Source organism: Promicromonospora noduliphila (genome assembly GCF_056951025.1).
This window is the reverse complement of the sequence record NZ_CM167806.1, coordinates 1,650,775-1,676,406: the sequence shown is the minus strand read 5'-3', so window position 1 is coordinate 1,676,406 and position 25,632 is coordinate 1,650,775. Positions and strand designations below refer to the sequence as shown.

General features: G+C 72.4%; 23 protein-coding genes. 14 read left to right on the top strand and 9 right to left on the bottom strand.

The window, feature by feature from the left end; all coding sequences use genetic code 11:
* Positions 1-14: 14 nt before the first annotated feature.
* Both AC0QU1_RS07260 and AC0QU1_RS07255 read right to left on the bottom strand, forming a co-directional pair.
* Entirely contained in the window at positions 15-2,261 is a 2,247-nt protein-coding gene (locus AC0QU1_RS07260) for an esterase-like activity of phytase family protein (RefSeq protein WP_483575516.1), read from the bottom strand.
* 64 nt (positions 2,262-2,325) lie between these two features.
* Positions 2,326-3,582: a multidrug effflux MFS transporter gene (locus tag AC0QU1_RS07255; RefSeq protein ID WP_483575514.1), complete on the bottom strand. Its 1,257-nt coding sequence runs from the start codon at positions 3,580-3,582 to the stop codon at positions 2,326-2,328.
* Positions 3,583-3,698: 116 nt separating this feature from the next.
* On the opposite strand from AC0QU1_RS07255, the gene AC0QU1_RS07250 reads away from it, so the two are divergent.
* Both AC0QU1_RS07250 and AC0QU1_RS07245 read left to right on the top strand, forming a co-directional pair.
* Positions 3,699-4,454, top strand: coding sequence for an SOS response-associated peptidase (locus tag AC0QU1_RS07250; RefSeq protein WP_483575512.1), 756 nt, complete (start codon positions 3,699-3,701; stop codon positions 4,452-4,454).
* A 77-nt stretch (positions 4,455-4,531) separates the two neighbouring features.
* Positions 4,532-5,605 carry a PDDEXK nuclease domain-containing protein gene (locus AC0QU1_RS07245; RefSeq protein WP_483575510.1) on the top strand — a complete coding sequence of 358 codons (1,074 nt, stop codon included), beginning with the start codon at positions 4,532-4,534 and terminating at the stop codon, positions 5,603-5,605.
* Between the two features lie 30 nt (positions 5,606-5,635).
* Here AC0QU1_RS07245 and AC0QU1_RS07240 read toward each other — a convergent pair whose 3' ends face one another.
* Positions 5,636-6,307, bottom strand: a complete 672-nt coding sequence (locus AC0QU1_RS07240; RefSeq protein WP_483575508.1) for an HAD family hydrolase — start codon at positions 6,305-6,307, stop codon at positions 5,636-5,638.
* Positions 6,308-6,584: 277 nt separating this feature from the next.
* Between AC0QU1_RS07240 and AC0QU1_RS07235 the strand changes: the two genes are divergently transcribed.
* Positions 6,585-8,270 carry a lysyl oxidase family protein gene (locus AC0QU1_RS07235; protein WP_483575506.1) on the top strand — a complete coding sequence of 562 codons (1,686 nt, stop codon included), beginning with the start codon at positions 6,585-6,587 and terminating at the stop codon, positions 8,268-8,270.
* Positions 8,271-8,288: 18 nt separating this feature from the next.
* Entirely contained in the window at positions 8,289-9,077 is a 789-nt protein-coding gene (locus tag AC0QU1_RS07230) for a crotonase/enoyl-CoA hydratase family protein (protein WP_483575504.1), read from the top strand.
* Here the strand turns inward: AC0QU1_RS07230 and AC0QU1_RS07225 are convergent.
* From AC0QU1_RS07225 to AC0QU1_RS07215, 3 genes are all read right to left on the bottom strand, one after another.
* Complete coding sequence (locus tag AC0QU1_RS07225) at positions 9,065-10,132, bottom strand: adenylate/guanylate cyclase domain-containing protein (protein ID WP_483575502.1); 1,068 nt, start codon at positions 10,130-10,132, stop codon at positions 9,065-9,067. The genes AC0QU1_RS07230 and AC0QU1_RS07225 overlap by 13 nt on opposite strands.
* 21 nt (positions 10,133-10,153) lie before the next feature.
* Complete coding sequence (locus AC0QU1_RS07220) at positions 10,154-10,450, bottom strand: hypothetical protein (protein WP_483575500.1); 297 nt, start codon at positions 10,448-10,450, stop codon at positions 10,154-10,156.
* Positions 10,451-10,616: 166 nt separating this feature from the next.
* The gene (locus AC0QU1_RS07215; RefSeq protein ID WP_483575498.1) at positions 10,617-11,453 is read right to left on the bottom strand and encodes a biotin--[acetyl-CoA-carboxylase] ligase; all 837 of its coding nucleotides are present in this window, start codon (positions 11,451-11,453) and stop codon (positions 10,617-10,619) included.
* 119 nt (positions 11,454-11,572) lie between these two features.
* Between AC0QU1_RS07215 and AC0QU1_RS07210 the strand changes: the two genes are divergently transcribed.
* The 4 genes from AC0QU1_RS07210 to AC0QU1_RS07195 all read left to right on the top strand — a co-directional run bounded on the left by AC0QU1_RS07210 (position 11,573) and on the right by AC0QU1_RS07195 (position 15,721).
* Positions 11,573-13,171 (top strand): acyl-CoA carboxylase subunit beta, encoded by a 1,599-nt coding sequence (locus AC0QU1_RS07210; protein WP_483575496.1) that lies wholly within the window; start codon positions 11,573-11,575, stop codon positions 13,169-13,171.
* 23 nt (positions 13,172-13,194) lie between these two features.
* On the top strand, positions 13,195-13,719 hold the full coding sequence (locus tag AC0QU1_RS07205) for a hypothetical protein (protein ID WP_483575494.1): 525 nt from the start codon (positions 13,195-13,197) through the stop codon (positions 13,717-13,719).
* Positions 13,716-13,955, top strand: a complete 240-nt coding sequence (locus AC0QU1_RS07200) for an acyl-CoA carboxylase epsilon subunit (protein ID WP_483575492.1) — start codon at positions 13,716-13,718, stop codon at positions 13,953-13,955. Before AC0QU1_RS07205 ends, AC0QU1_RS07200 begins: the two co-directional genes overlap by 4 nt.
* Before the next feature lie 65 nt (positions 13,956-14,020).
* Positions 14,021-15,721: a DUF885 domain-containing protein gene (locus tag AC0QU1_RS07195; protein WP_483575490.1), complete on the top strand. Its 1,701-nt coding sequence runs from the start codon at positions 14,021-14,023 to the stop codon at positions 15,719-15,721.
* Positions 15,722-15,745: 24 nt separating this feature from the next.
* Here AC0QU1_RS07195 and AC0QU1_RS07190 read toward each other — a convergent pair whose 3' ends face one another.
* Positions 15,746-16,435 (bottom strand): Maf family protein, encoded by a 690-nt coding sequence (locus tag AC0QU1_RS07190; RefSeq protein WP_483575488.1) that lies wholly within the window; start codon positions 16,433-16,435, stop codon positions 15,746-15,748.
* 311 nt (positions 16,436-16,746) lie between these two features.
* Between AC0QU1_RS07190 and AC0QU1_RS07185 the strand changes: the two genes are divergently transcribed.
* From AC0QU1_RS07185 to AC0QU1_RS07170, 4 genes are all read left to right on the top strand, one after another.
* Positions 16,747-18,549, top strand: coding sequence for an acetyl/propionyl/methylcrotonyl-CoA carboxylase subunit alpha (locus AC0QU1_RS07185; RefSeq protein ID WP_483575486.1), 1,803 nt, complete (start codon positions 16,747-16,749; stop codon positions 18,547-18,549).
* A 142-nt stretch (positions 18,550-18,691) separates the two neighbouring features.
* Complete coding sequence (locus AC0QU1_RS07180; RefSeq protein ID WP_483575484.1) at positions 18,692-19,162, top strand: hypothetical protein; 471 nt, start codon at positions 18,692-18,694, stop codon at positions 19,160-19,162.
* Positions 19,163-19,210: 48 nt separating this feature from the next.
* Positions 19,211-19,711 (top strand): NUDIX domain-containing protein, encoded by a 501-nt coding sequence (locus tag AC0QU1_RS07175; protein ID WP_483575482.1) that lies wholly within the window; start codon positions 19,211-19,213, stop codon positions 19,709-19,711.
* 9 nt (positions 19,712-19,720) lie between these two features.
* Positions 19,721-20,185, top strand: coding sequence for a hypothetical protein (locus AC0QU1_RS07170; RefSeq protein WP_483575480.1), 465 nt, complete (start codon positions 19,721-19,723; stop codon positions 20,183-20,185).
* Here AC0QU1_RS07170 and AC0QU1_RS07165 read toward each other — a convergent pair whose 3' ends face one another.
* Positions 20,186-21,733: an NAD(P)H-quinone dehydrogenase gene (locus tag AC0QU1_RS07165; RefSeq protein WP_483575478.1), complete on the bottom strand. Its 1,548-nt coding sequence runs from the start codon at positions 21,731-21,733 to the stop codon at positions 20,186-20,188.
* A gap of 88 nt (positions 21,734-21,821) precedes the next feature.
* Here AC0QU1_RS07165 and AC0QU1_RS07160 point away from each other — a divergent pair, with 88 nt between their 5' ends.
* Together AC0QU1_RS07160 and AC0QU1_RS07155 are read left to right on the top strand one after the other, a co-directional pair.
* Positions 21,822-22,661 (top strand): purine-nucleoside phosphorylase, encoded by an 840-nt coding sequence (locus AC0QU1_RS07160; RefSeq protein ID WP_483575476.1) that lies wholly within the window; start codon positions 21,822-21,824, stop codon positions 22,659-22,661.
* Positions 22,661-24,442, top strand: coding sequence for a phospho-sugar mutase (locus tag AC0QU1_RS07155; protein WP_483575475.1), 1,782 nt, complete (start codon positions 22,661-22,663; stop codon positions 24,440-24,442). Before AC0QU1_RS07160 ends, AC0QU1_RS07155 begins: the two co-directional genes overlap by 1 nt.
* A 4-nt stretch (positions 24,443-24,446) precedes the next feature.
* Here AC0QU1_RS07155 and AC0QU1_RS07150 read toward each other — a convergent pair whose 3' ends face one another.
* Positions 24,447-25,514, bottom strand: a complete 1,068-nt coding sequence (locus AC0QU1_RS07150; RefSeq protein ID WP_483575474.1) for an LCP family protein — start codon at positions 25,512-25,514, stop codon at positions 24,447-24,449.
* Positions 25,515-25,632: the final 118 nt, after the last annotated feature.

The window sequence follows — 25,632 nt, the reverse complement described above, 5'->3', positions numbered from 1 at the left end:
TAAGTAGTGGCTGGTCAGCTCACCGCTGTCGCGCCCAGGTCCGGGTTGTCCGTGAAGAACCCGTCCAGGCCCGCCTCCAGGAAGACCCGGATCTCACCCACCAGGTCACCGATCCCGTTCGGGTCGGCCGACGAGCGGAACTCGGCGGGCATGAACTGGTTCTCCCGGCGGAACGTCCAGGTGTGCACGTCGAGGCCCACGCGGTGGGCGTCGCGGATCACGCTGGAGGGCTCGGCGAGCGTGTTGTCGGCGTTGCGCGGGATCAGCACGTTCTTCTCCGCGCCGATGCCGTCGGCGTAGGTAGCGATCTCCCGCAGCCCCGTGCGGGTGACCATGTCCGCGTAGGTGCGCGGGTCGCCGTCGGCCACGAAGTCGTAGGGTGCGCCGCTGCTGCTGATGAGCTGGCCGAGGGCGACGTCGGTCATGCCGTCGAGGTCCTGCAGGTTGCCCACCTCGAAGGACTGGATGATGACCGGGGCGCCCGCGTGGTCGAAGCCGTTGCGGCGCAGCTCGCGCACCAGGGGCTCCTCCAGGGACAGGCCCTCCGTGTCGAAGTAGGTGGGGTGCTTGGTCTCCGGGTAGACGCCGACGGGCGCACCGTCACAGGTGCGGCTGTTGCGGGCCAGGTCGAGCACCTCGTCGAGGGTCGGGATCAGGTAGAGCCCATCGAACGGGGTGTTCTGCGGGCGTACCTGGGGCAGGCGCTCCTTGGCGCGCAGGGTGCGCAGCTCGGCGAGCGTGAAGTCCTCGGTGAACCAGCCGGTCAGCTCGACGTCGTCGATGACCTTGGTGGTGCGGCGGTCGGCGAACTCCGGGTGGTTCGCGACGTCGGTGGTGCCGCTGATCTCGTTCTCGTGCCGGGCGACCAGCACGCCGTCCTTCGTGGAGACCACGTCGGGCTCGATGTAGTCGGCGCACTGGTTGATGGCGGTCTCGTACGCCGCGAGCGTGTGCTCCGGCCGGTAGCCGGAGGCCCCCCGGTGCCCGACGACGGTGACGCCGTCGTCGGTCACGCGCTTCCGCTTGAGGTCGACGAGAGCCATCTCGGTGTCGTCCGGCGTGCCGGTGACGCGCGCGTCGTTGCCGGGGTAGTTGTTGTCGTTGCCGATCAGCAGCGTGTCGCGGTCCACGAACAGGACGGTCTCGAAGGACTGGACCGGCAGGCTGAAGGTCTCGCCGAGGCCGTAGCCCTCGCCGGCGTCGATGCCGCGCGGGTTGTCGATCCGCAGGGCGTCGAGCACGAGCTCCTTGCGGACGTAGCCGTCGCGGTCCGTGCGGTCGAGGTCGATCTCGTACACACGCTTGGTGACCGACTGGTCGCCGTCGAAGTCGTCGCGCTCGATGAGCAGCATCTCGTGGCGGCCCGTCGCGAAGGCGTCGCCGATGACGTCGGCCTCCTGGTCCGTCTGGTAGGCCCAGCGCTTGCCCGTGTACTCGCCGCGCCGGGTGTCGAACTCGTAGATCCAGCGGCGGCGGGCGTCGGCGTCGTCGGCCAGCTTGCCCTCGACCACCGGGTAGAGGTAGCGGCCGCTGCCGGCCATCGCCTCGAAGCCGCGGCTGCTGGCGACGTTGGGCGTCTCGCCGGGCTCCAGGTACGGGTTGCCGGGCGACTTGCCGTCGGGGAACTCGTACGGGGCCTCCAGCAGCGTGCCGTCGGCGGCGAAGTGCAGCAGGAACGGGCCGAACTCCTCGCCCACCCACAGCGTGCCGTCGGCGGCGCGCACCACGGACTCGATGTCGAAGTCCCCGCCGGTCAGCAGCCGGTCGTCGGTGTCCTCGTTGACGATCTCGAAATCGAGCACGTCGTTGCGGTCGTTGTACTCGATGAAGTCGAGGACCTCGATCTCGCCGTCGCCCGAGCCGCGGCGGTTCGTGTCCCAGTCGGGGCGCACGAGGTAGTTGCGCAGCAGGAAGTCCGCCGAGTTGCCCTTGGCGCCGAAACCGTTGTCCGGCTGGGCCCAGAACGTGCCGTCGTGGTTGTCGATCATCGCCGAGAAGCCGGGGATCACCTGGCCGTCCCACGGGCCCTGGCGCCCGTTGGCCGGGTTGGCGGCGGCGCCCGACGCCGGGCCTTCGGCCAGGTAGTCGGCCGACAGCGTGGCGCGGCCGGCCAGGGTGGCGGCGAGATGGGAACCGCCGTGGTGCTCGGACCGCGAGCCCGGCTGGGGCCCGGCGACAGCGACGGCAGCCGGCAGCAGCAGCGACGTGGCCGCAGCGGCGGCCACCACGCGCGCTGCGCGGGTACGCATGGGTGTGCTCATGGTGGTGAGCCAAGTGGGCGCACCGGAAATCGCGGTGAATCCGGCGCGACCGGCACATGAACTCTCACACGGGCATGTGCCAGCCCCCGCGCCGGAACGCCGGGGTGGCGGTCGCGAGCACGCCGATCGCGAGCAGCACCGCCGCCAGCATCACCAGCGCCATGGCGACGGCGTCCCCGCCGAGGAACCCGCCGAGCGAGCTCACGGCGCCCGCCACCAGCGACTGGATGGCGCCGATCATCGCGGCAGCAGTCCCGGCGATCTCGCCGTGCCGCGACAGCGCCATCGCGGACGCGTTGGCCGGGACGAACCCCTGGAACGCGAGCACGCACCACAGCGCCACCAGCAGGCCGATCAGCCCGCCCGCACCGGTCAGGACCACGACAAGGAGCACGACGACCAGCACCGCCTGCGCGACCACACCGAGCCGGAGCAGCCGGACCGGCGCGACCCTGCGCACCAGCGCCGCGTTGACCTGGGCGGACAGCACCAGCCCCACGCCGTTGACGGCGAACAGCAGGGCGAACTGCCCCTCGCTGAGCCCGAACTCCTGCTGGAAGATGATCGGCGAGCCCACCACGTAGCTCATCAGCACGCCGAAGCCCAGCCCGGGGATCACGGCGAGGGCGAGGAACTGCCGGTCCCGCAGCAGGCGGCCGTAGCCGCCGGCCACGGTCCGGAGGCCGCCGGTCAGCCGCTTGAGGGGCGGGTGGGTCTCGGGCATCCACACCAGCACCACGACGGCGAGCACCGCGCCCATGGTGGCCAGCACCGCGAACACCCAGCGCCAGCTCGCGTGCGCGAGCACGAAGGTGCCGAGCGTGGGCGCGAACATGGGCGCCACGCCGATCACGAGCATGAGGCGGGACAGGATGCGGGCCGCCTCGGCGCCCACGAACCGGTCGCGCACCACGGCGACCGAGGCCACGCCGGCGGCCGCGTTGAAGAAGCCCTGCGCGAGCCGCAGGCCGATCAGCACCGGCATGTTCGTGACCACCGCGCACAGCAGCGAGATGACGACGTGCAGCACCAGGCCGACCAGGAGCGGGGCGCGGCGGCCGAACCGGTCGGACAGCGGGCCGATCACGAGCTGGCCGACGCCGCCGCCGATCAGCATGCAGGACACCGTGAGCTGTGCCATCGCCTCCGTGGAGCGCAGGTCGTCGGCCACCTGCGGCAGCGCGGGGAGGTACATGTCGACGGTGAACGCGGGCAGGGCGGAGAGCGCCCCGAGCATGAGGACCCACTTGACGGTGGACCGGGACGACGCGCGGCGCACGGGCATGGCTGGGGAGACGCCCGACGGCGCAGCGGATGGCATGTCCACGATGCTATCGAATCGATACGAGGGTGAACAGAGTGATTTCTGTCTCCGGGCGTCGGTGGCCCGTGGTTCCGTCGCCCGCGAGTGTCAGTGGCTCGGGGCATGCTGGTCCCATGTGCGGACGCTTCGCCTCCTTCAAGGACAGCCAGGACCTCGCCGAGGAGCTCGCCATCGCCGAGCTCGCCGAGGATGCCCAGCGGCTGCCGCCGTCGTGGAACGTGGCGCCCACCGACCCGGTACGGATCGTCCTCGAGCGCGCGGCCAAGGGTTCCGGGGACGTGCGACGGTCGATGGAGCTGGCCCGCTGGGGGCTCGTGCCGTCCTGGGCCAAGGATCCCGGCGTCGGCGCCCGGATGATCAACGCGCGCTCCGAGACGCTGCTCGACAAGCCGGCGTTCGCCAAGCCCTTCGCGGCGCGGCGCTGCCTGGTGCTCGCCGACGGCTACTACGAGTGGCGCAAGCTGTCGCTGCCGGCCGGCGGCTCCAAGAAGGCCCCGAAGCAGCCCTACTGGATCCACCCGGCCGGCTCCGGCGTCGCCGCCTTCGCCGGCCTGTACGAGTTCTGGCGCAACCCGGCGGCGAGCGAGAGCGACCCGACGCGCTGGCTGGTGTCGGCCACGGTGGTGACCCGTCCGGCGTCGGACGAGATGGCCGCGATCCACGACCGGATGCCGCTCGTGCTGCCACCGGAGGCCTGGAGCCGGTGGCTGGACCCGGCCGTCCGCGATGCCTCGGACCTCTTGCAGATCGGCAACCTGCCCCTGACGACGCTCCCGGTGGGCGACGCGGTCGGCTCGGTGCAGAACGACGGGCCGGAGCTCATCGAGGCGGACCCGGAGCCGCGGGACCCGGAGCCGGTCATCCTTTGATCCGACCGGATGGCAGATCATTGCGTATACGCAACTCGACTGGCGGATGCTGTCGTTCCTCTACACACGCTTGCACCATGACGATTGATGCCAGCGGCGCTTCCACACCCAAGGGCTACAAGGAGTTCATCGCAGACCTGAAGCGGAGGGTCCGCACCACTCAGTTTCGCGCGGTGCGAGCGGCCAACACCGAGGTCCTGCGGCTGTACTGGTCGGTGGGCCGCGACATCCTCGATCGCCATCGGGCCGAAGGCTGGGGCGCCAAGGTGGTGGACCAGATCTCAGCAGACATGCTGCGAGAGTTCCCAGGTCAGCGTGGTTGGTCAACGCGGAGCCTCAAGTACATGCGCAAACTCGCCGACGCTTGGCCGACCGAGTCCGGATCTGTGCAGCAGGCTGCTGCACAATTGCCGTGGGGCCACCTGATGGTTCTCCTCGACAGACTCAACACGCCAGAGGACCGCGACTGGTACGCCGCCAAGGCAGTCGAAGGTGGTTGGTCCCGTGCGAGCCTCGAGTTCGAGATCAAGACGGACCTCAAGAGCCGCCTGGGCTCAGCCCCGTCCAACTTCTCTGCAACGTTTGACGGCGTCGACTCCGACCTCGTTCAGCAGGCTGTCAAGGATTCCTACGTCTTCGAGCATCTGGACCCGGAAGAACACCTTGCCGAACGCGACCGTGAGCGCGCACTCATCGACCGCATCCAGGACACTCTCCTGGAGCTCGGTCGCGACATGGCCTTCGTCGGACGCCAGTACCGGGTCGAGGTCGGCGGTGACGAGTTCTTCGTCGACCTGCTGTTCTTCCACGTCACCCAGTTGCGATACGTCGTCGTCGAGCTGAAGGTCGGTAAGTTCCAGCCCGCCCACATGGGCCAGATCGGGACCTACGTCGCGATGGTCGACGGCGAGGTCCGGAATCCGGCCGTGCACGCGAAGACGGTTGGGATCCTGCTGTGCACCGAGCGCAACGACGCCACGCTCGACTACGCGCTCGCAAGCACCGCCTCCCCGGTCGCGGTGGCCCTCTATGAGGGCTTGACGCCACAGGAGCGCGCCGAACTCCCCAACCCTGGCGAGCTCGAAGCTGTCATCGAAGAGGAGATCCAGGCCCACAAGGCCACGACCAACGGAGTCGGCAGTCTCCTGTGACGTGCGGCCTACCGACCCTGCGCAAACGCGCTACACCGTCAGCGGCAACTCGTCCAGGGTCCGGATCCGGTCCGCGACCTCCGGGTGACGGTCGGCCCGGTCCAGCAGCACCGCCCCCAGCCCGGCGTCGAGCGGGCCGCGGAAGTCCTTCTCGACGTCGTTGCCCACCATGAGCACGTCGCCCGGCGCGACGCCCAGGATCTCGCACGCGGCGGCGTACGCGCGCGGGTCGGGCTTGCCCGCCGGGAGGTCGTCGGAGGAGACGACCACGTCGAGGTGCTCGGCCAGGCCCGTGCGGTCCAGCTTGAGCCGCTGGTGGGCGGAGTCGCCGTTGGTGAGCAGCGCGACGACGAGGCCCGCCTCGCGCACCCGGCGCAGGGCGGGCACGGCGTCGTCGAACGCCGTCCAGGCCTGCTCGTAGCGGGTCAGGTAGCCGGAGAAGAGCTCGTCCGCCTCGTCGTCGGAGGCGTCGGCGCCCAGGAACTCGCGCACTCGAACGCGGCGCTGCTCCGCGAAGGTGAGCTCGCGCCGCTGGTAGCGGCCGTAGGCCTCCGCCGCGATCGTGCCCCACGCCGTGACCAGCTCGTCCGGGTCGTCGAGGTCCAGACCCAGCTCCGGCAGCCAGTCCAGGAGCGCCACGCGGGAAGCGCCCTCCTGGTCCACGAGCGTGTCGTCGAGATCGAAGAGAACGACTTTCAGCACGTCCGCATCGTGTCACACGCCGCGGGCGCCCCGCCCGGGGCGCAATCACGGTGGACAGCAGCGACGCGCGCCGCACACCGTCCGGCCACCGCACCGGCCCCGGCCCGCGCGGAATCTGGCCGACGGCGAGATGCACGCCGTCCGGCCACCGTACGCGTCCCGAGAAAAACAGCGGGTGAACTTCGCCGTGAGGCCAACGTTTTAGCAGGTCGGAGCGTCCCTACCAGTGACAGATTACTTCTGTCCTCACCCTGGAGGATCAATGACCGTTCGCAGCTTGTCCCGTCCGTCACCGCGCGTGCTCACGATGGGCGTCGCCGCCGTGCTGGCACTCGGACTGCTCGGAGAAGGCGGTGCGGCCGACGTCGCGTCCGCCTCCGCCGCCACGACCGCGCCAGCGGCGCCCGCGCCGACAGAACAGCCGCCCGGCCTTCGCTTCGCCCCGGCGTCGAGCGTCGTCGAGGCCTACGGCTATGACGGCTGGGTGTACTTCGACTCGGCCGTCTGGATGGCCGCCTACGGAGAGAGCTACGAGTTCCGGGCCCAGCGTGCCAAGGCGTCCGACCCGGTCACGCTCACCAAGACCGTGATCCGCGGCGACGAGCGCACCACCACCACGGCCCCCGCCGCGATCGTCGACGGCATGAACGGCTTCAAGAAGGGGCTCACGGTCCAGATCGTCGACTCGACGGGCAAGGTCCTGGTCAAGCGGTCCCGGAGCCTGTGCCTGGGCGCCTCGGACCGCCAGCGCGTCGAGCCGACCGGTCACACGGAGCCGATCTACCCCTCGTTCTGCGGCGGCAACTGGTTCACCAAGTCCACGGTGTTCGGGATCGAGCAGGGCTGGGCGGGCCGGCTGGACACCTTCTTCGAGATCGAGACCGCGCGCAAGAACCTCCGGATGACCGTGACCATCAGCGATCCCGTCGCGGACTTCCTCGGCCTGCCCGCCAACGGCCGGTCGGTGTCGCAGCGGGTCAAGGTGATCGACGAGTGCGCGGAGCTCGCCTGCGACCAGTTCCCGGAGGCGCTCGTGGGCGAGCCCCAGGAGGGCTTCAGCACCCTCGCAGAGGGCGACGCGGCGTCCCAGCACGCCGAGCACGTGCGGGCACAGACCCTCGGCGCCCACGCCGACCACGGTGACGGCACCGGGTCCACGCACCGCGCGAACCTCTTCACCCTGGTGGACGAGGGCCAGGAGCACGGCGGCGACCACCCCGCGCTCGGCCAGGCGGGGTCGACGCCCTCGAACGAGACGCCGGCCGAGGACACGCTGCCCGACCTCCGGTCCATGCCGGCGTGGCAGATCGGGGTCGAGCGGTCCGGAGGCAAGGACCGGCTCGCCTTCAACGCCCACGAGTGGAACGCCGGGCCGGCTCCGCTGGTCGTCGAGGGCTACCGCAGGGGCGCCGGTGAGGTCATGGACGCCTACCAGTTCTTCTACCGGGACGGCAAGGAGGTCGGCAGCACCAGGACCGGCACGATGAAGTACCACGCCGCTCCCGAGCACGACCACTGGCACTTCCTGGACTTCGCGAGCTACGAGCTCGTGAAGTTCGACGGTTCCCTGGTGACCACGAGCGGCAAGCAGTCGTGGTGCCTCGCGCCCACCGACCCCGTCGACCTCTCGGTGCCCGGTGCCACCTGGCGCCCCGAGGCCACCGGCCTCGACAGCACCTGCGGCGACCGGTCCGCCCTGTGGCTGCGCGAGGTCCTGCCCGTCGGCTGGGGCGACACGTACAACCAGTCCCAGACCCAGGCGTTCGACCTGACGGGGGTGCCCAACGGCAGGTACCGGATCAAGATCACCGTGAACCCGAACGGCAACCTGCACGAGAGCACGATGGACAACAACGTCAGCCACCGGACCGTCGTCCTCGGCGGGCGGCCCGGCCACCGCACCGTGACCGTCCCGCCCTACCAGGGGGTCGACACGGAGACCGGGAACCAGCCCGTCGGGTGACGCCATAGGCTGCGCTCCATGAGCGCCAGCAGCACGACGACGTCGGAGGTCCCGTCCGGGAGCCGCATCACCTGCACCCTCTCGGACGGGATCGCCGACGTCCGCCTCGACCGGCCGGACAAGCTCAACGCGCTGACGCTCGACATGCTCCGCGAGCTCAGGGCCACCGCGCACCGCTTGCGCCGCGAGCCGGGGCTGCGCGCGGTGGTCGTCTCGGGCACCGGCCGGTCGTTCTGCGCCGGGCTCGACCTGGGCGCGGCCGCCCGCAAACCGGCCGCCGTTGCCAGGGCGTTCGTGCCGACGCCCCGGGGCACGAACCTGTTCCAGGAGGCGTGCTGGGCATGGCGGCGCCTGCCGGTCCCCGTGGTCGCCGCCGTGCACGGCCACGTGATCGGCGCGGGCCTGCAGCTCGCGCTCGCGGCCGACCTGCGCCTGACCACGCCCGATGCGCGCTGGTCCGTCAAGGAGGTCGACCGGGGCCTGGTCCCCGACATGACGGGGATCCGCACGCTCGCCCAGCTCGTGGGCATCGAGACGGCCAAGCGCCTCACCTTCACGGCCGAGGAGTTCACCGGGGCCGACGCCGGACGGCTGGGCCTGGCCGGCACCGTCACCGAGGAGCCGCTGGACGAGGCGTTCGCGCTGGCCCGCCGGATCGCCGCACAGCGCCCGGCGGCGGTGACCGCGGCGAAGCGGCTGTTCGACGGGTGGTGGTCGGCCGGCGACCGGCGCACGTTCGCGGCGGAGCGGTGGGCACAGCTCCGGCTGCTGCCCGGCGCGCTGCGGGCGCTGAGTCAGCCCCGGTAGGCGCGCTGCAGGCGCACCGGAGCCAGCGGGCCGATGCCGGGGATGTCGCGAGCGGGCTGCGCGGTGAGCGCGTAGCGCGAGCTCGTGGCGAGCAGCGCCGCGGTGTCCTTGTCGACCAGGACAGTCGACGGGTCGGACTGCTCGGTCAGGCGCGAGGCCAGGTTGACGGTCGGGCCGAAGATGTCGCCGAACCGGGACAGCACCCGCCCCCAGACCAGCCCGACGCGCACCGGGATCTCTGGATCGCCGGGTGCCGCAGTCCCGAGCGCCTCGCCCGAGGTCTCGGCCAGGCCCAGAGCCACCTCGGCGCCCGTCGAGACGTCGTCGGCCACGAACAGGACGGCGTCGCCGATCGTCTTCACCACGCGCCCGCCCCCGTTCACGATCACGTCGCGCGCACCCGCCTCGAACCGCTGCACGAACTCCGCGAGCTCGTGCGAGCCGAGGCCCGCCGTGCGCTTGGTGAACGACACGATGTCCGCGAACCCGACCGCACGCAGCAGCGGGAGCTGGTGGGAGTCGCTGCGGTCGTCGCCCCGCGAGCCGGCGAACTCGATGGCCGTCCGCCCGGTGAGCGCGGCGAGCTGGCGCCGCCAGGCGTGCTCAAGCTGGCGGCTGAGCATCTCCGACATCTCCGGGAGCCGGTCCAGCGCGAGCAGCCGGGCCGACGTCTCGTCGAGCTCGTAGCGCGTCGCCAGATGCTCGACGAGCGCCTCGACCTGCCACAGCGCCAGCCGTTCCGTGGTGTGGCCGACGGACCGGATGAACGTCATCTGGGCGCGCTCGTCCATCTGCTCCGCCTCGAACAGCTCGGCGGCGTCCTTGAGCGCCTCGACGTCGGCGTCGGTGAACCAGGTCTCGGTCGGGTGCGTGACGGGCAGGCCGATCCAGCGCCAGTACCGGGTCACGAACTGCTTGTCGAGCCCCGTGAGCTCCACCACCTGCGACAGCGTGTACCGGCGGGCGCCACCCAGCAGCGTCTCGTCGAGCCGGGCGGCGGTGTCGGCGCCCGGCGCGTCGTGGTGGGTGTTGGACGTCTCGGAGTTGTGGAGCACGTCACCACTGTAGGCGGGCGCTCAGGCCCAGAACGTCAGCACGAGGGGGATGCCCATGAGCACGAGCAGCATCCCGACCACGGTCACGACGGTCCACAGGCCCAGCCGCACGCCGCGCACGCCGTCGTCACGGTAGAGCAGGACCCAGACCACCATGAGCCAGGCGATCCCCGCGGCGATCAGGCCGGCCGTCGGGGTCCCGTCCGTCTGCACGATGCCGCGGTCCAGCCGGACCGTGCTGATCAGGTACACCGTGACCACCGCGGCCGCGCACACGACCGCCTTGGCCACTCCGACCGCTGCCCGGCCTGCCTCCATCGGCGTCTCCCTGCTCGTGTCCCCACACTTGCCTGTCGTCGCGTGGGCAGAGATTACCGCAGGTCACGCGGCTCGCGGCAGGGGCTGCCACCGAGTTCACCCCGGACGGCGCACGAGTTCACCCGGCGGGGCGCCGGCTCCGCCCGCGGGCGTCACCAGCCGGGCGTCACCGCAGGTGCCAGACGTCGCCGGCGGTCACCGCGCGCTCCTGGCCCGCCTCGGTGCGCACCACCAGCGCCCCCGACCCGTCCAGGCCGACAGCCTCGCCTTCCAGCACGCCCGCACCCCCGGCGAGCTCGGCGCGCACCCGGGTCCCGAGCGTCGCGGACACCGCCGTGTACTCGTCCAGCAGGCCGGCCGCCGCCGCGTCGCCGTCCGCCCGCTCCCAGCGCCGCACGACAGCGTGCACCTCGCCCAGCAGCCGCACCAGCACGTCGGTCCGGTCGGGCCGCGGGTGCCCGGCGAGCGCCAGCGACGTCGCCGTCGGCACCGGCAGTTCGTCGGCGGACTGGGCCACGTTGAGCCCGATCCCGAGCACGACGGCCGCCGCGCCCAAGGCCGTGCCCGGCGCCTCCGGCACCACCTCGGCGAGGATCCCGGCGACCTTGCGGTGCCGCCCGAGCCCCGCCACGGGGTCGGCGGCGGGCAGCAGCACATCGTTGGGCCACTTCACGGCGGCGCGCACGCCGTCGTCGGACACCGTGCGCACCACCGCAAGGCCCGCCAGCAGCGGGAGCCAGCCGAGCGCCGTCGCCGGGACCCGGGGCCGCAGCAGTACGGACACGGTGAGCCCGGCGCGCGGCGGCGTCTGCCAGGACCGCCCGGCGCGGCCGCGGCCGGCGGTCTGCTCCTCGGCGATCAGGGCCGACGGCGACGGCCAGGCGTCCGGATCGGACTGGACGGCGGCGGCGAGCTCCGCGTTGGTCGACGGCGAGGTCTCGACCACCTCGACCCGGGCGAACCCGGGGACGGACAGCCGGTCCAGGTAGAGGGACTGGTGCACACCTCATCCTCTCTCCTCACGCCTCCGCCTGCCCTTGGAGGAAACCCACAAGGCTGCGGCGCGACCCGCTGGACCCTCCCGCATCGAGCCGGAGGCATCCGACAACTACGCTCGGAGACGTGAACGACGCCACCACCACCCTCTCCGGCACGCGCGCCAAGCTCGACGACCTCGACGCCCGCCGGGCCGCCGCCGTCGACACGCCAGAGGAGACGGCCAAGGAGAAGCAGCACAAGCGGGGCAAGAAGACGGCCCGCGAGCGCATCGAGGCGCTGCTCGACGAGGGCAGCTTCACCGAGCTGGACGCGCTGGCCAAGCACCGCAGCCGCAACTTCGGCCTGGACAAGAAGCGGATAGCGGGCGACGGCGTCGTGACCGGCTACGGGACGATCGACGGCCGCCAGGTCTGCGTCTACTCCCAGGACTTCACGGTGTTCGGCGGGAGCCTCGGCGAGGTGCACGGCCAGAAGATCACCAAGGTGCAGGACCTCGCGCTGCGCACGGGCGTGCCGCTCATCGGCATCAGCGACGGCGGCGGCGCCCGCATCCAGGAGGGTGTCGCGGCCCTGACGCAGTTCGCGGAGATGTTCCGCCGCAACGTGGCGGCGTCGGGCGTGATCCCGCAGATCTCGCTGATCCTCGGCCCGAGCGCGGGCGGTGCGGTGTACTCCCCCGCCCTGACGGACTTCATCGTGATGGCCGACCAGACCTCCAACATGTTCATCACCGGCCCGGACGTGATCCGCACGGTGACGGGCGAGGACGTCGACTTCGAGACGCTGGGCGGCGCCCGCACGCACAACTCGAAGTCGGGAGTCGCGCACTACATGGGCCACGACGAGGACGACGCCCTCGACTACGTGCGCCACCTGGTGAGCTACCTGCCGCAGAACAACCTCTCGGACGCGCCCGCGTTCCCGCCGGACTCCGATACACCACTCGAGGTCACGCCCGAGGACGAGGCGCTGGACGAGCTGATCCCCGACAGCGACAACCAGCCCTACGACATGCGCGAGGCCGTCGAGGCGGTCCTGGACCCGGAGTCGTTCCTGGAGGTCCAGCCGATGTTCGCGACCAACGTGCTGATCGGGTTCGGGCACGTCGAGGGCCAGTCGGTCGGCATCATCGCCAACCAGCCGCAGTCGATGGCCGGCACGCTCGACATCGACGCCGCCGAGAAGGCCGCGCGGTTCGTGCGCACCTGCGACGCGTTCAACATCCCGGTGCTGACGTTCGTCGACGTGCCGGGCTTCCTCCCCGGCGTCGGGCAGGAGCACCAGGGCATCATCCGGCGCGGCGCCAAGCTGATCTACGCGTACGCGGAGGCCACGGTGCCGCTGGTCACGATCATCACGCGCAAGGCCTACGGCGGCGCGTACATCGTCATGGGCTCCAAGCAGCTCGGCGCGGATGTCAACCTGGCCTGGCCGACCGCCCAGATCGCCGTCATGGGCGCGAGCGGCGCCGTGAACATCCTGCAGCGCGGCGCGCTGAAGACGGTCCAGGAGGCGGGCGGCGACGTCGAGGCCGAGCGCGCCCGGCTGACGGCCGAGTACGAGGACGCCATCGTCAACCCGTGGGACGCCGCGGAGCGCGGGTACGTCGACGCGGTCATCCGCCCGTCCGAGACCCGAGTGCAAGTGGTGCGTGCGCTTCGCGCGCTGCGCACCAAGCGATCTACGCTTCCTCCGAAGAAGCACGGCAACATCCCGCTCTGACCGGCGGGAAGACGGAGGAACAGATGAGCCACGAGGACGCCACCCACGGCCCGGCGCCGATGGGCCGCGTCGACCCCGAGCCGATGCACCGCGCCGTCGACGCACTGGCGGCCGCGCTGCACGACTACGTGGGGACGGCCGTGGGCGTTCGCGCCGAGTTCGGTGCGGCGGAGGCGGACGAGGACCCGCGGGTGCTCGCCCTGGAGTCGAAGGTGGGGCACCTGAACGCCGCCCTGTTCGACGCGCTGCACGGCTCGCTGGGCATGCACCCCGACCTCACCTCGTCCGTGTGGGAGCCGGACGGCGAGGGTGAGGCCGACGACGTCGACGACTCCGGCCAGCCGGAGGACGGCGAGTCGTTCTACCTGGGCTTCGTCGTCGGCGCGCGGGGCGGCGACGCCTCCCTCGACGGGGTGATCGACCTGCTCGACGCCGCCGGCGAGTCCGTGGCGACGCAGCTCTCCGAGGGCGGCTACGACATCGCCGAGTGGGCGGCCTCGCGCGGCGAGGCGCCCGGCTTCGGCTTCTACGAGGAGGACGGCGAGTGAGCCCCCAGGTGCGCGTCGTCCGCGGCGAGCCGGACGACGTCGAGGTGGCCGCCCTGGTCGCGGGCCTCGCGGCGGTCGCGGCGGCCGGCTCCGAGCCCGAGGACGCAGCGCCGCTCGACGAGTGGACCAACCGCGCACGCGTGCTGCGCGGGAACGGAGCGGCCACGGCCAAGAACTTCGGCGGACGCGCGGGGCGGCACAACGCCGACGCGTGGCGGTGGAGCCTGCGGTCCTGACCGCCGGGCCGGGCGGTGCGGGAAACCACCTGCGCGCCCCGGACTCCGCACCGTAGGCTCCGGCCATGGTCAGCCCCACACGCACGCCCACGCCGATCGACGCCGTGGCCGACGCCTACGTCACCCGCCTCACCGAGCTCGTCCCGCTGTCCGCCACGGCCATGGGCCTGCCCGGACACGATCACGAGATCGGCGATCTCTCGCCGGCCGGACACGACGCCGTCGCCCAGGCCGGGCGCGACGTCCTGGCGAAGCTCGACGGCGTGGAGCCTGCGGACGACGTCGACCGGGTCACGCTGTCCGCGATGCGCGAGCGCATCGGGCTGGACCTGGAGCTGCACGAGGCCGGCGAGAACCTGCGCAGCCTCAACAACATCGAGTCGCCGGTGCAGCAGCTCCGCGACGTGTTCGACATCATGGCCACCGACTCGGTGGAGGCCTGGGAGAACATCGCCTCTCGGCTCAACGGCCTCCCCGGCGCCGTCGACGGGTACATCGAGTCGCTCACCGCAGCGGCCGCGCAGGGGAACGTCGCGGCGATCCGCCAGGTGCGCGAGTGCATCGAGCAGGCGCGCGAGCTGGCCGGCGCGGACTCCTTCTTCACGTCGTTCACGCGGGGCCCGGCCGTCGACGCGGTGCTGGACGAGTCCGCGGCCTGCAGCCTGGTCCGCAAGGAGCTGGAGCACGGCGCGACGGCGGCCCACGCGGCCTACGCGAAGCTCGCGGACTTCCTGGAGCAGGATCTCGCGCCCCGGGCCCCCGAGGCCGACGCCGTCGGCCGCGACCGGTACACGCTGTTCTCGCGGTACTTCCTCGGCGCCACCGTGGACCTCGACGAGACCTACGCGTGGGGCCTGGAGGAGCTGGCCCGCATCGTCGCGGAGCAGGAGGCGGTGGCAGCGACCATCGCGGGCCCCGGCGCAACGGTCGAGGAGGCGGTGGCCGCCCTCGACGCCGACCCCGCGCGCAGGCTCCTCGGCCCCGACGCGCTCAAGGCCTGGATGCAGGAGACGTCCGACGCCGCGATCGCCGCGCTGAACGGCACCCACTTCGACGTGCCGGAACCCGTGCTGGACCTGGAGTGCATGATCGCGCCGACCCAGTCGGGCGGCATCTACTACACCCCGCCGAGCGACGACTGGTCGCGGCCCGGCCGCATGTGGTGGGCCGTGCCCGCCGGCGTCACCGAGTTCAACACCTGGCGCGAGAAGACGACCGTCTACCACGAGGGCGTTCCGGGCCACCACCTGCAGTGCGGCCAGGCCGTGTTCGCGCGCGACACGCTCAACACCTGGCGCCGGCTGGCCTGCTGGGTGTCGGGCCACGGCGAGGGCTGGGCCCTGTACGCCGAGCGCCTCATGGCCGACCTCGGCTACCTGGACGACCCGGGCGACCGCCTCGGCATGCTCGACGCGCAGCGCCTGCGCGCGGCCCGCGTGGTGTTCGACATCGGCATGCACCTGGGCCTGCGGGCGCCCGAGGAGTGGGGCGGCGGCACCTGGACCGCGGAGAAGGCCTGGCCGTTCCTCAAGGCCAACGTGAACATGCCGGAGCCGTTCGTCCGGTTCGAGTTCAACCGGTACCTCGGCTGGCCGGGGCAGGCGCCGTCGTACAAGGTGGGGCAGCGCCTCTGGGAGCAGACGCGGGACGGCGCCCGGGCGGCCGCCGCCGGCCGCGGCGAGGGGTTCGACGCCAAGGCGTTCCACGCGCGGGCGCTCAACCTGGGTTCGGTGGGCCTGGACACCCTTCGCGAGGCGCTGGCCTGACGGGCCCGGCCTGGCGGGCGCCGCTCAGGTGGTGCGGAGGTCCCGCCAGGCCACGCCCAGGTCGGCGAGCAGCTCACGCAGGAGCGGGAGGCTGATGCCGACGACGCCGTGGTGGTCGCCCTCGATGCGTTCGACGTACGGGCCGCCCAGGCCGTCGATCGTGAAGGCGCCCGCGACGTGCAGCGGCTCGCCGGTGGCGACGTAGGCGTCGATCTCGTCGTCGTCGATGTCGGCGAACCAGACGGTGGTGGAGCTGGTCGACCCGATGGTGCCGCCCGTGCCGCCGGAGGCGTCGTCGCGCAGGTCGACCACCCAGTGGCCCGTGTGCAGCACGCCCTTGCCGCCGCGCATAGACCGCCAGCGCTCGCGCGCGACGTCGGCGTCGGCGGGCTTGCCCACGACGGTGCCATCGACCTCGAGCATGGAGTCGCAGCCGACGACGATGAGGTCGGCCGGCGCCTGGGCGGCCAGCGGTCCGTCGGGCGTCTCGGCCTCGTCGCGCGCCTCCTCCAGGCGGGCCGCCACCTCCTCGGCCTTGGCCTGGGCCAGGACGAGCACGGCGTCGGTGGGGTCGAGCTCGCCGAACCGGTCGGCGGCGTCGGCGAGGACCTTGTCCTCGTCCACGCCGGAGACCACGACGTCCGGGGTGACTCCGGCGGAGGTCAGCGTCGCGAGGCGGGCGGGAGACTGTGAGGCGAGGACCAGGCGTGGCACGCGCGACACAGTAACGAGTAAGCGGCCGGGCGAAACAGAGAAATGCGAGATCCGCGCGACGTGACCCACGTCACTCCGGCCACGGGCGGCGGCGATCCTGCCCGGCTGTCGCCCCGGACCGTGGTGCGGGGCCCGCGGCACGGCCGTCTGCCGGATGTGCACAAGCGCGGGACCCGCATTCGGCTGCCCAGCGTCGCCGCCATGTCCGAACCCTCCAAACGGCTCGCGCCGGGGTTGGTCTGCTCTCCAGACTTTCTCCGTCGGGCGGGGAGGCAGTACGTCGGCCGCGTACGGTCGGGTTACGGTGAGCCGTGCCTAGTTCGAGCCTGCCCAGAACCCTGTCGAAGGTGCTCATCGCCAACCGCGGTGAGATCGCCGTCCGCGTGGCCCGTGCATGCGCCGACGCGGGGCTGGCGTCCGTTGCGGTCTACGCCGACCAGGACCGCGAGGCCCTGCACGTCCGGCTGGCCGACGAGGCCTTCGCGCTCGGCGGCGCCCGCGCCGCCGACACCTACCTGGACCCGGCCAAGCTGCTCGACGTCGCCCGCCGCTCCGGCGCCGACGCCGTGCACCCCGGCTACGGCTTCCTGTCGGAGAACGCCCAGTTCGCGCAGGCGGTGATCGACGCAGGGCTGACCTGGATCGGCCCCCCGCCGTCGGCCATCGAGGCGCTGGGTGACAAGGTGAGCGCGCGGCACATCGCGCAGCGCGCGGGCGCTCCCCTGGTGCCCGGCACGCCCGACCCGGTCCAGGACAGCGGCGAGGTGCGCGCCTTCGCGCAGGAGCACGGGCTGCCCATCGCCATCAAAGCCGCGTTCGGCGGCGGCGGGCGCGGCCTGAAGGTCGCGCGCACGTTCGAGGAGATCGACGAGCTCTACGAGTCGGCGGTCCGCGAGGCGACGGCGGCGTTCGGCCGCGGCGAGTGCTTCGTGGAGCGCTACCTGGACAAGCCACGGCACGTGGAGACCCAGTGCCTCGCGGACACCCACGGCAACGTCGTCGTGGTCTCGACCAGGGACTGCTCCCTGCAGCGGCGGCACCAGAAGCTGGTCGAGGAGGCGCCCGCGCCGTTCCTCACGCCCGAGCAGGAGAAGTCGCTGTACGCGGCGTCGGAGGCCATCCTGCGCGAGGCCGGGTACGTGGGCGCCGGCACCTGCGAGTTCCTGGTGGGCGCCGACGGCACCATCTCCTTCCTCGAGGTGAACACCCGGCTCCAGGTGGAGCACCCGGTGACCGAGGAGGTCACGGGCATCGACCTGGTCCGGGAGCAGCTCCGCATCGCCGCGGGTGAGGCGCTCGGCTACCACTCCCCGCCCGTGCGCGGGCACTCCATCGAGTTCCGCATCAACGGCGAGGACCCGGCCGCGGGCTTCCTCCCCGCCCCGGGGCGCCTGAACACGGTCGTGTGGCCGTCGGGGCCCGGCGTGCGCGTCGACACCGGCGTGGTCGCCGGCGACCCGGTCTCCGGCGCCTTCGACTCCATGATCGCCAAGCTGATCGTCACGGGCGCCACGCGAACCCAGGCGGTCGAGCGGGCCCGCCGCGCGCTGCGCGAGCTCGTGGTCGAGGGCATCCCGACGGTGGTCCCGTTCCACCAGGCGGTGCTCGACGCCGACGCGTTCGTCCCGGCCGACGGCTCGCCGTTCCGCGTGCACACCCGGTGGATCGAGACCGAGTTCACCGAGACCCTCACCGCCCTGGCCCAGACGGCGCCCGCGCCCGCCGAGCCGGAGGCCGAGGAGGTCATGGCCGAGCGCGTCGTCGTCGAGGTGGGCGGACGGCGGCTGGAGGTCGTGCTGCCCGCGGGCCTCGGCGTGGCGGCCGGCCGCGCACGCTCGGCGAACGCGGCCCGCCGTCCGCGGCGTGCGGCCGGGACCAAGTCCTCTGGCGGGTCGGCCGGGAGCACGCTGGCCTCGCCCATGCAAGGCACCATCGTCAAGGTGGCGGTCGAGGAGGGCGCGCAGGTGGCCGAGGGCGACCTCGTCGTCGTGCTGGAGGCCATGAAGATGGAACAGCCGATCCTCGCCCACCGGTCGGGCACCGTGCGCTCCCTGACGGCCGAGCCGGGTGCCGGCGTGACGGCGGGCGCCGTGCTGTGCGAGATCGTCGACTGAGGCGGGCCGGCCGGTCGAGCACGCCGGGCAGCAAAACCCCTGGGTGATTTCCGCTATCAACAAGGGTGAAAAGGGCTCGATGAGCCCTGATCAGAGCCATTCGCCCCCATTGGCCTGCATCTGATCGGCTAGGTTCTGCGACGTGACACATGTCGTAGTTCTCAGCCCCGAAGAGGCCATCGCCCTGGTTCGTCCTCGCAAGACCCTTCCGTCGTTCGTCAGCGAGCTGACCTGTGACGACGGCGTCATCGCCGTGACGGCGGACCTGCGCCGCCTCACCTATGCCCCGCTGCCCGTCAAGATCGCGGCCAAGGCCGTCCCGGTCATGCACGCGTCCGCGCGCATCACGTCGGTGTGGCAGAACATCGCGGTGCTCCAGGTCGAGGCCGACGCCGCGGGCCTGCCCGCCACCAAGCTGCTCCCGCTCGCCGCGGGCACGATCGACAAGATGGCCCGCAAGAGCGGGCTGCCCGAGAACGCCGTCCAGCTCCGCAAGGACGGTACCGTCTCGCTCGACGTGCGCGCCCTGATGCGCGGGAGGTTCGCCGAGGTGACCGACTTCCGGTTCGAGCACGGCAAGGTGGTCGTCGAGGGTGTCTCCGCCGAGGCCTGAGCGCGCCGCTCGCTGACAGCCCGCGCCCTGACCTGACAGACTGACGCCGTGCCGAACCCGACCGCGCCCCTCGCCCACCTGCACCGGCACGGCGGTGACGGCTGGGTGACCTGCGGGGACCACCGGCACTGGGGCCTGTTCGGCGCGGCCGGGCTGCTGCTCGTCCGCCGCGACGCCGACGGCGAGCCGTCGCACGCGGTGCTCCAGCACCGCGCCCTGTGGTCGCACATGGGCGGCACCTGGGGCATTCCGGGCGGCGCGCTCGCCCCCGACGAGAAGCCGGAGGCCGGCGCCCTGCGCGAGGCCGCGGAGGAGGCGGCGATCGACCCGGCGGCTGTGCACGTCGTGGCCACGCACGTGCTGGAGCACCCGGTCTGGTCGTACACGACGGTGGTGGCGGACGTCGCCGCCGGGCACGTCGTCGAGCCGCGCGCCGCCGACCCGGAGAGCCTGGAGGTGCGCTGGGTGAGCCTCCGCGACCTCGACGACCTCACCCTGCTGCCCGCGTTCGGCGAGGCCCTCCCCCGCCTGCTCGCGCTGCTGGGTTAGGGTCGAATCGTGCATATCCGGATCGCACCCGAAGAGGTACTCGGCCTGGCCAGGATCGCCCAGCAGGCCCCGCCCGTCATCAGCTCCGTCGTCGGCGACGGGGACGTGATCCGCGTGGTCGCGGACCTGCGCCGGCTGGAGACCCTGCCCGGCCCGCTCAAGCTGGCCGTGAAGATCGCCCCGATCGTGCGGGCCGACGTGAAGCTCGCCTCGTTCGAGCGCGGTGTGGCCACGCTGTCGGTCGAGGTGAACGCCGCGGGGCTCCCGGCGCACCGGCTGCTCAGCCTCGCGGCCGCGCCGATCGAGCAGGAGGTCGCGAAGCAGGGCCTGCCGCCGGGCGTCGTGGACGTGCAGCCGGACGCGCGGATCGCCGTCGACGTCGAGCGGCTGCTGGAGGCCAAGGTCCCCGGCGTCACCGTCGTCGGCGCGAAGGTGACGGGCGGCGAGATCGTGCTGGACGCGTCGGTCGCGTAGCTACTTGCCCACGCGGGCGTCCAGGACGCGCGCGCCCTCGGCGATCGAGCCCGACAGCGACGGGTAGATCGTGAACGCCGACGCCACGTTCTCCACCGTGAGCCGGTGCTGCACCGCCAGCGTGATCGGGAAGATCAGCTCCGACGCACGCGGCGCGACCACCACGCCGCCGAGCACCACACCCGCCTCCGGGTGCGCGAAGAGCTTCACGAACCCGTCCTTGACGCCGAGCATCTTGGCGCGCGGGTTGCGCGCGAGCGGCAGCGTCGTCGTGATGAAGCGGGAGTTCTGCGCGCGCAGCTTCTCCTCGCTGTAGCCGACGGTGGCGATCTCGGGCGCCGTGAAGATGTTCGAGGCGACGGTCCGCAGCGCGAGCGGCTGGACGGAGTCGCCCAGCGCGTGCGCCATCGCGATCCGGCCCTGCATCGCGGCCACCGATGCGAGCGGCAGCACGCCCGTGCAGTCGCCGGCCGCGTACACGCCGCGCACCGAGGTGCGCGAGACGCGGTCCACCACGACGTGCCCCGTCTCGGACAGACGCACCCCCGCCTCCTCCAGCCCGATGCCCGACGTCGCGGGCACGCCGCCGACCGCGACGAGCACGTGCGAGCCGTGCACCACGTGCCCGTCGGACAGGGTCACCTCGACGCCGCCGTCGGTGCGGACGGCGGACGCCGCGCGCGAGCGGGACAGCACGGTCATGCCGCGCGAGCGGAAGACGCCCTCCAGGAGCTCTGCGGCGTCCTCGTCCTCGCCGGGCAGCACGCGGTCACGGCTGGAGACGAGCACGACGTCAGACCCCAGGGCGTTGTACGCGCCCGCGAACTCGGCGCCGGTGACGCCGGAGCCCACGACGATGAGTCGCTCGGGCAGCTCGCGCAGGTTGTACATCTGCGTCCAGGTGAGGATGCGCTCGCCGTCGGGCAGCGCGCTGGGCAGCGTGCGGGGGGTCGCACCGAGCGCGAGCAGGACGGAGTCGGCGCGCAGCACCTCCGTCGCGCCGTCGGCCAGCTCCGCGACCACGCGCGTGGGGCCGTCCAGGCGCCCCTTGCCCGCGACGATCCGGATGCCCTCGCGCTCCAGGCGGCCGCGGATGTCTGCACTCTGCGCCCGCGCGAGCGCGAGCACACGCTTGTTCACGGCCAGCAGGTCCACGAAGTGCTTGCGCTTCTCCCCGGTCCCCGCGGCGGAGGCCGCTGCCTGCACGCCCGCACCGTTCAGCCCGGGCGCCGCGTACGGGCGGACGACGGGGATGCCGCCGGTCGCCAGCGAGACGTCGGCCTCGGACAGCGGGTCCACGTCGTCGTCGGGCATCCGGATGCCGAGCTCGGGGGCGCGGTCGGCGATGGTCATCCACTCGGCGGTGGCGATGAGCGTCTTGGAGGGGACGACGTCGGTCAGGACCGCCGCACCGCCCAGCCCCTGCTGCTCCACCACGGTGACCTGAGCGCCGAGGCTGCGGGCCACGAGGGCCGCCTCGTAGCCGCCGGGGCCGCCGCCGACGACGACGACATGGGGCGGGACTGCTGGGGGGTCGAGGGGGGTCACGGGTCCATTCTCGCATCGTCGGGGAGCGTCCCGAAGCCGGTGCCCTCGTGGGCGCGTGCCAGGCGGAAAGTGGCGATAACCTCGGACCATGAGTACGGAGCCAGATCTCGACGACCCGACGACCGACCCGTTCGACGTCGCCGCCGCCGCAGCGGAGTACATCGCGGCCAAGACCGGGGTGCCCGGGCACGACATCGCGCTCGTCCTCGGCTCCGGGTGGGGCGGCGCGGCCGAGCTGATCGGCGACGTCGTCGCGGAGATCCCCACCGCCGAGATCCCCGGCTTCGTCAAGCCTGCCGTCGAGGGCCACCGGTCCACCACCCGCTCGATCCGCGTCGAGCGGCCCGACGGCTCGGTGCGGCACGCACTGGTCCTCGGCTCCCGCACGCACCTCTACGAGGGCCTCGGCGTGCGGCGCGTGGCCCACGGCATCCGCACCGCCGCGGCCGCCGGCTGCGAGACCGCCATCCTCACGAACGGCTGCGGCAGCGTGCACATCGGCTGGCGTCCCGGCCAGACAGTGCTGCTCAAGGACCACCTGAACTTCACCGGGAAGACCCCGCTCGAGGGCGCCAAGTTCGCCGACATGACGAACATCTACACACCCCGCCTGCGCGAGATCGCCCGGAGCGTGGACCCGGACCTGCCCGAGGGCGTGTACGCGCAGTTCCACGGCCCGCAGTACGAGACGCCGGCCGAGGTGAAGATGGCCGGCCTGATGGGCGCCGACCTGGTCGGCATGTCGACGGCGCTGGAGGCCATCGCCGCGCGGCACTGCCGCATGGACGTGCTCGGCATCTCGCTGGTCACCAACCTGGCCGCCGGGATCAGCCCCAACCCGCTCTCCCACGAGGAGGTGCTGGAGGCGGGCCGGAAGGCCGGGCCGCGGATCAGCGACCTGCTCGCCCGGGTGATCAAGCAGCTCTGATGACCGCCAACCTGCCGGCCGCGACGGGTGCCCCCTCGGTCCCCGACCTCGTCGCGCGCGCCGAGGCCTGGATCGCCGCCGACGTCGACGAGGCCGACATCGCGGACCTGCGCAGACTCGTCGCCCGGACGGACGACTCTGTGCTGGCCGACCTGGCCGTCGCCGAGCTCGCCGACCGGTTCGCCGGCACGCTCCAGTTCGGCACGGCCGGCCTGCGCGGCGCCATGGCGGCGGGGCCGAACCGGATGAACCGGGCCGTCGTGATCGCCGCCGCGGCCGGGCTCGGGGCGTTCCTCACCGCCGAGATCGGCGCGGGCACCCCGCGCGTCGTGGTCGGCTTCGACGCCCGCCACCGGTCTGCCGCCTTCGCGCGCGACACGGCCGCCGTCCTGGTCGCGGCCGGGGCCGAGGTGCTGCTCATGCCCGCCCCGGGCCCCACACCCGTGCTCGCCTTCGCGGTGCGCCACCTGTCCGCCGACGCCGGCGTCATGGTCACCGCGAGCCACAACCCGGCGGCCGACAACGGCTACAAGGTGTACCTCGGCGGGCGCATCGTTACCGACGCGGGGCAGGGCGCGCAGATCGTCCCGCCGTACGACGCCCTGATCGCCGGCCAGATCGCCCTCGTGCGCTCCGCGAAGGACGTGCCGCGCGCCGAGTCCGGCTGGACCGTCCTCGGCCCGGAGATCACCGACGCCTACCACGCCGCAGTGGCCACGCTGCACGACGGCGAGCCGCGCCACCGGCTGCGCATCGTCACCACCTCGCTGCACGGGGTGGGCGGCGCCGCCGTCGCGCGCGTGCTGGCCGAGGCCGGCTTCACCGACGTCGTACCGGTGGAGGAGCAGGCGGACCCCGACCCGGACTTCCCCACCGTGGCCTTCCCCAACCCGGAGGAGCCGGGGGCGATCGACATGGCGCTCGCCTTGGCGCAGGACGCGCACGCGAACCTCGTGATCGCCAACGATCCGGACGCCGACCGCTGCGCCGTGGCCGTCTTCGACCCGCAGTACGGGACGTACCAGGGCGCCGAGACGGCGCTGTCGCAGGGCTGGCGCATGCTGCACGGCGACGAGGTGGGCGTGCTGCTCGGCTGGGACGCCGCGGAGCGTGCCGCGCGCGCGGGCACCGGCGGCACGCTGGCCTGCTCGGTCGTGTCGTCGCGCGCGCTGGCCGCCATCGCGACGCGACACGGGCTGGACCACGCCACCACCCTCACCGGGTTCAAGTGGATCTCCCGGACGCCCGGCCTGGTGTTCGGGTACGAGGAGGCGCTCGGCTACTGCGTGGACCCTGGGCACGTGCGGGACAAGGACGGCCTGTCGGCGGCGGTCGCCGTCGCGCAGCTCGCGAGCCGGCTCGCCGCGGACGGCCGCACGCTGCTGGACCAGCTCGACGACATCGCGCGCGCCTGCGGGCTGCACGTCACGGGCCAGGTGGCCGCGCGGTTCGACGACCTCAGCCGGATCGAGTCGATCATGGCGTGGCTGCGCAAGGCGCCGCCGTCGGTCCTCGCTGGCTCGCCCGTGGACTCGGTGCGCGACCTCGCCGAGGGCATGGACGGCCTGCCGCCGACCGACGGTGTGGTGCTGCTCACGGCCGACGACACCCGGGTGATCGTGCGGCCCAGCGGCACGGAGCCCAAGGTCAAGTGCTACATCGAGGTGATGGCGCCGGTCGACCCGGACGCCTCCGCCGGTGCGCTGTCCGCAGCCCGGGTGGCCGCGCGCGAGCGGCTGGGCCACGTGCAGGCGGACCTCCGCGCGGTGCTGGGGCTCTGACCGGCTACTTCACCACAGCGGGCAGGACGTCCATGGCCCCCTCGTTGGCGGCCAGGAAGTCCGGCAGCCCGTCCGCCGCGACGGCCCGCATGAGCGGGTCGAACGTCGCGCGGTCGAGCACGACGATCGACTGCCCGTCGGCGCTCCGTCCCGTGCCCGTGTAGGGGGCGGTCATGAACGTGATGTCGTTCGTCGAGATGTCCCGCGCGCTGTCGAACAGCTCCTGCATCCGGTCAAGCGTCAACCCCTCGTCCACCGCCACCGAGCTGGTCACGGCCTCGAAGAAGCGCGTCATCAGCACCGGGTCCCGCCGGCTGTTGTTGACCTTCGCGACGATCGCCCGCATCCACGCCTGCTGTCGCTGCACGCGGCCGAAGTCGCCGTTGACCAGGGCATGACGCTCCCGGGTGAAGGCGAGAGCCTCCTCGCCCGTCATCACCTGGCGCACGGAGCCCCCGGCGCCGTCGGACATCGTGATCTGGACGCCGTCGAGGGCGTCGGTGAGGCTCGTGAAGGACTCGAAGTCAGTCACCGCGAAGTGGTCGATCCGGACCCCGGTGAGGTCCTCCACCGTCTGGATCATGAGGCTCGGGCCGCCGTAGGAGAACGCGGCGTTGATCTTGGCCTCGCCGTAGCCGGGGATCGGCACCCACGAGTCGCGCGGGATGGAGATCGCGGCCGCCGTCTGCCGGTCGGCGGACAGGTGCACCAGCATGATCGCGTCGGTACGCTGCGCACCGGCCTCCCAGGCTGACGGGTCGCCGGCGGAGATCCGGCTGTCGGAGCCGAGCACCAGGATGTTCACGGGTGCGGTGGGCCCTCCGGGGGCCGCACTGGGGCGCGTCGCGGGGTCGATCCCCTCGAACGCGTCGAGCCGCTCCAGGTTGTCGTCGAGCGACGCCCGGTAGCCGAAGTACGCAGCGGTCCCCCCGCCGCCGACCAGCAGGAGCGCTCCGACGACGAGCGCCGCGACAAATCCCTTGCTCCGCCTGCCACGTCGCGCGTGGCGGAGGCCTCCGTCCACGGGATTGGCGGCGGAGAGAAAGTCGTTCATTCGGTCGGGTGCGGCCATGGCCGGTGATCTTAGTATCGATTTCGACTACTACTCTTATGGATGCACCGCAACCGGAGAATGGCCTTCCGGGTGAATTTCGATATGCCTCGGCCAACAGCCGAACAGAGAGGGGAGT

What these genes read in the sequence shown, in the direction of transcription:
- AC0QU1_RS07155 (WP_483575475.1), top strand. Translation starts at nt 22,661, where the DNA reads ATGACCGCCAACCTGCCGGCCGCGACGGGTGCCCCCTCGGTCCCCGAC.
- AC0QU1_RS07260 (WP_483575516.1), bottom strand. Translation starts at nt 2,261, where the DNA reads ATGAGCACACCCATGCGTACCCGCGCAGCGCGCGTGGTGGCCGCCGCT.
- AC0QU1_RS07230 (WP_483575504.1), top strand. Translation starts at nt 8,289, where the DNA reads ATGAGCGCCAGCAGCACGACGACGTCGGAGGTCCCGTCCGGGAGCCGC.
- AC0QU1_RS07250 (WP_483575512.1), top strand. Translation starts at nt 3,699, where the DNA reads ATGTGCGGACGCTTCGCCTCCTTCAAGGACAGCCAGGACCTCGCCGAG.
- AC0QU1_RS07160 (WP_483575476.1), top strand. Translation starts at nt 21,822, where the DNA reads ATGAGTACGGAGCCAGATCTCGACGACCCGACGACCGACCCGTTCGAC.
- AC0QU1_RS07150 (WP_483575474.1), bottom strand. Translation starts at nt 25,514, where the DNA reads ATGGCCGCACCCGACCGAATGAACGACTTTCTCTCCGCCGCCAATCCC.
- AC0QU1_RS07220 (WP_483575500.1), bottom strand. Translation starts at nt 10,450, where the DNA reads ATGGAGGCAGGCCGGGCAGCGGTCGGAGTGGCCAAGGCGGTCGTGTGC.
- AC0QU1_RS07255 (WP_483575514.1), bottom strand. Translation starts at nt 3,582, where the DNA reads ATGCCATCCGCTGCGCCGTCGGGCGTCTCCCCAGCCATGCCCGTGCGC.
- AC0QU1_RS07205 (WP_483575494.1), top strand. Translation starts at nt 13,195, where the DNA reads ATGAGCCACGAGGACGCCACCCACGGCCCGGCGCCGATGGGCCGCGTC.
- AC0QU1_RS07195 (WP_483575490.1), top strand. Translation starts at nt 14,021, where the DNA reads ATGGTCAGCCCCACACGCACGCCCACGCCGATCGACGCCGTGGCCGAC.
- AC0QU1_RS07245 (WP_483575510.1), top strand. Translation starts at nt 4,532, where the DNA reads ATGACGATTGATGCCAGCGGCGCTTCCACACCCAAGGGCTACAAGGAG.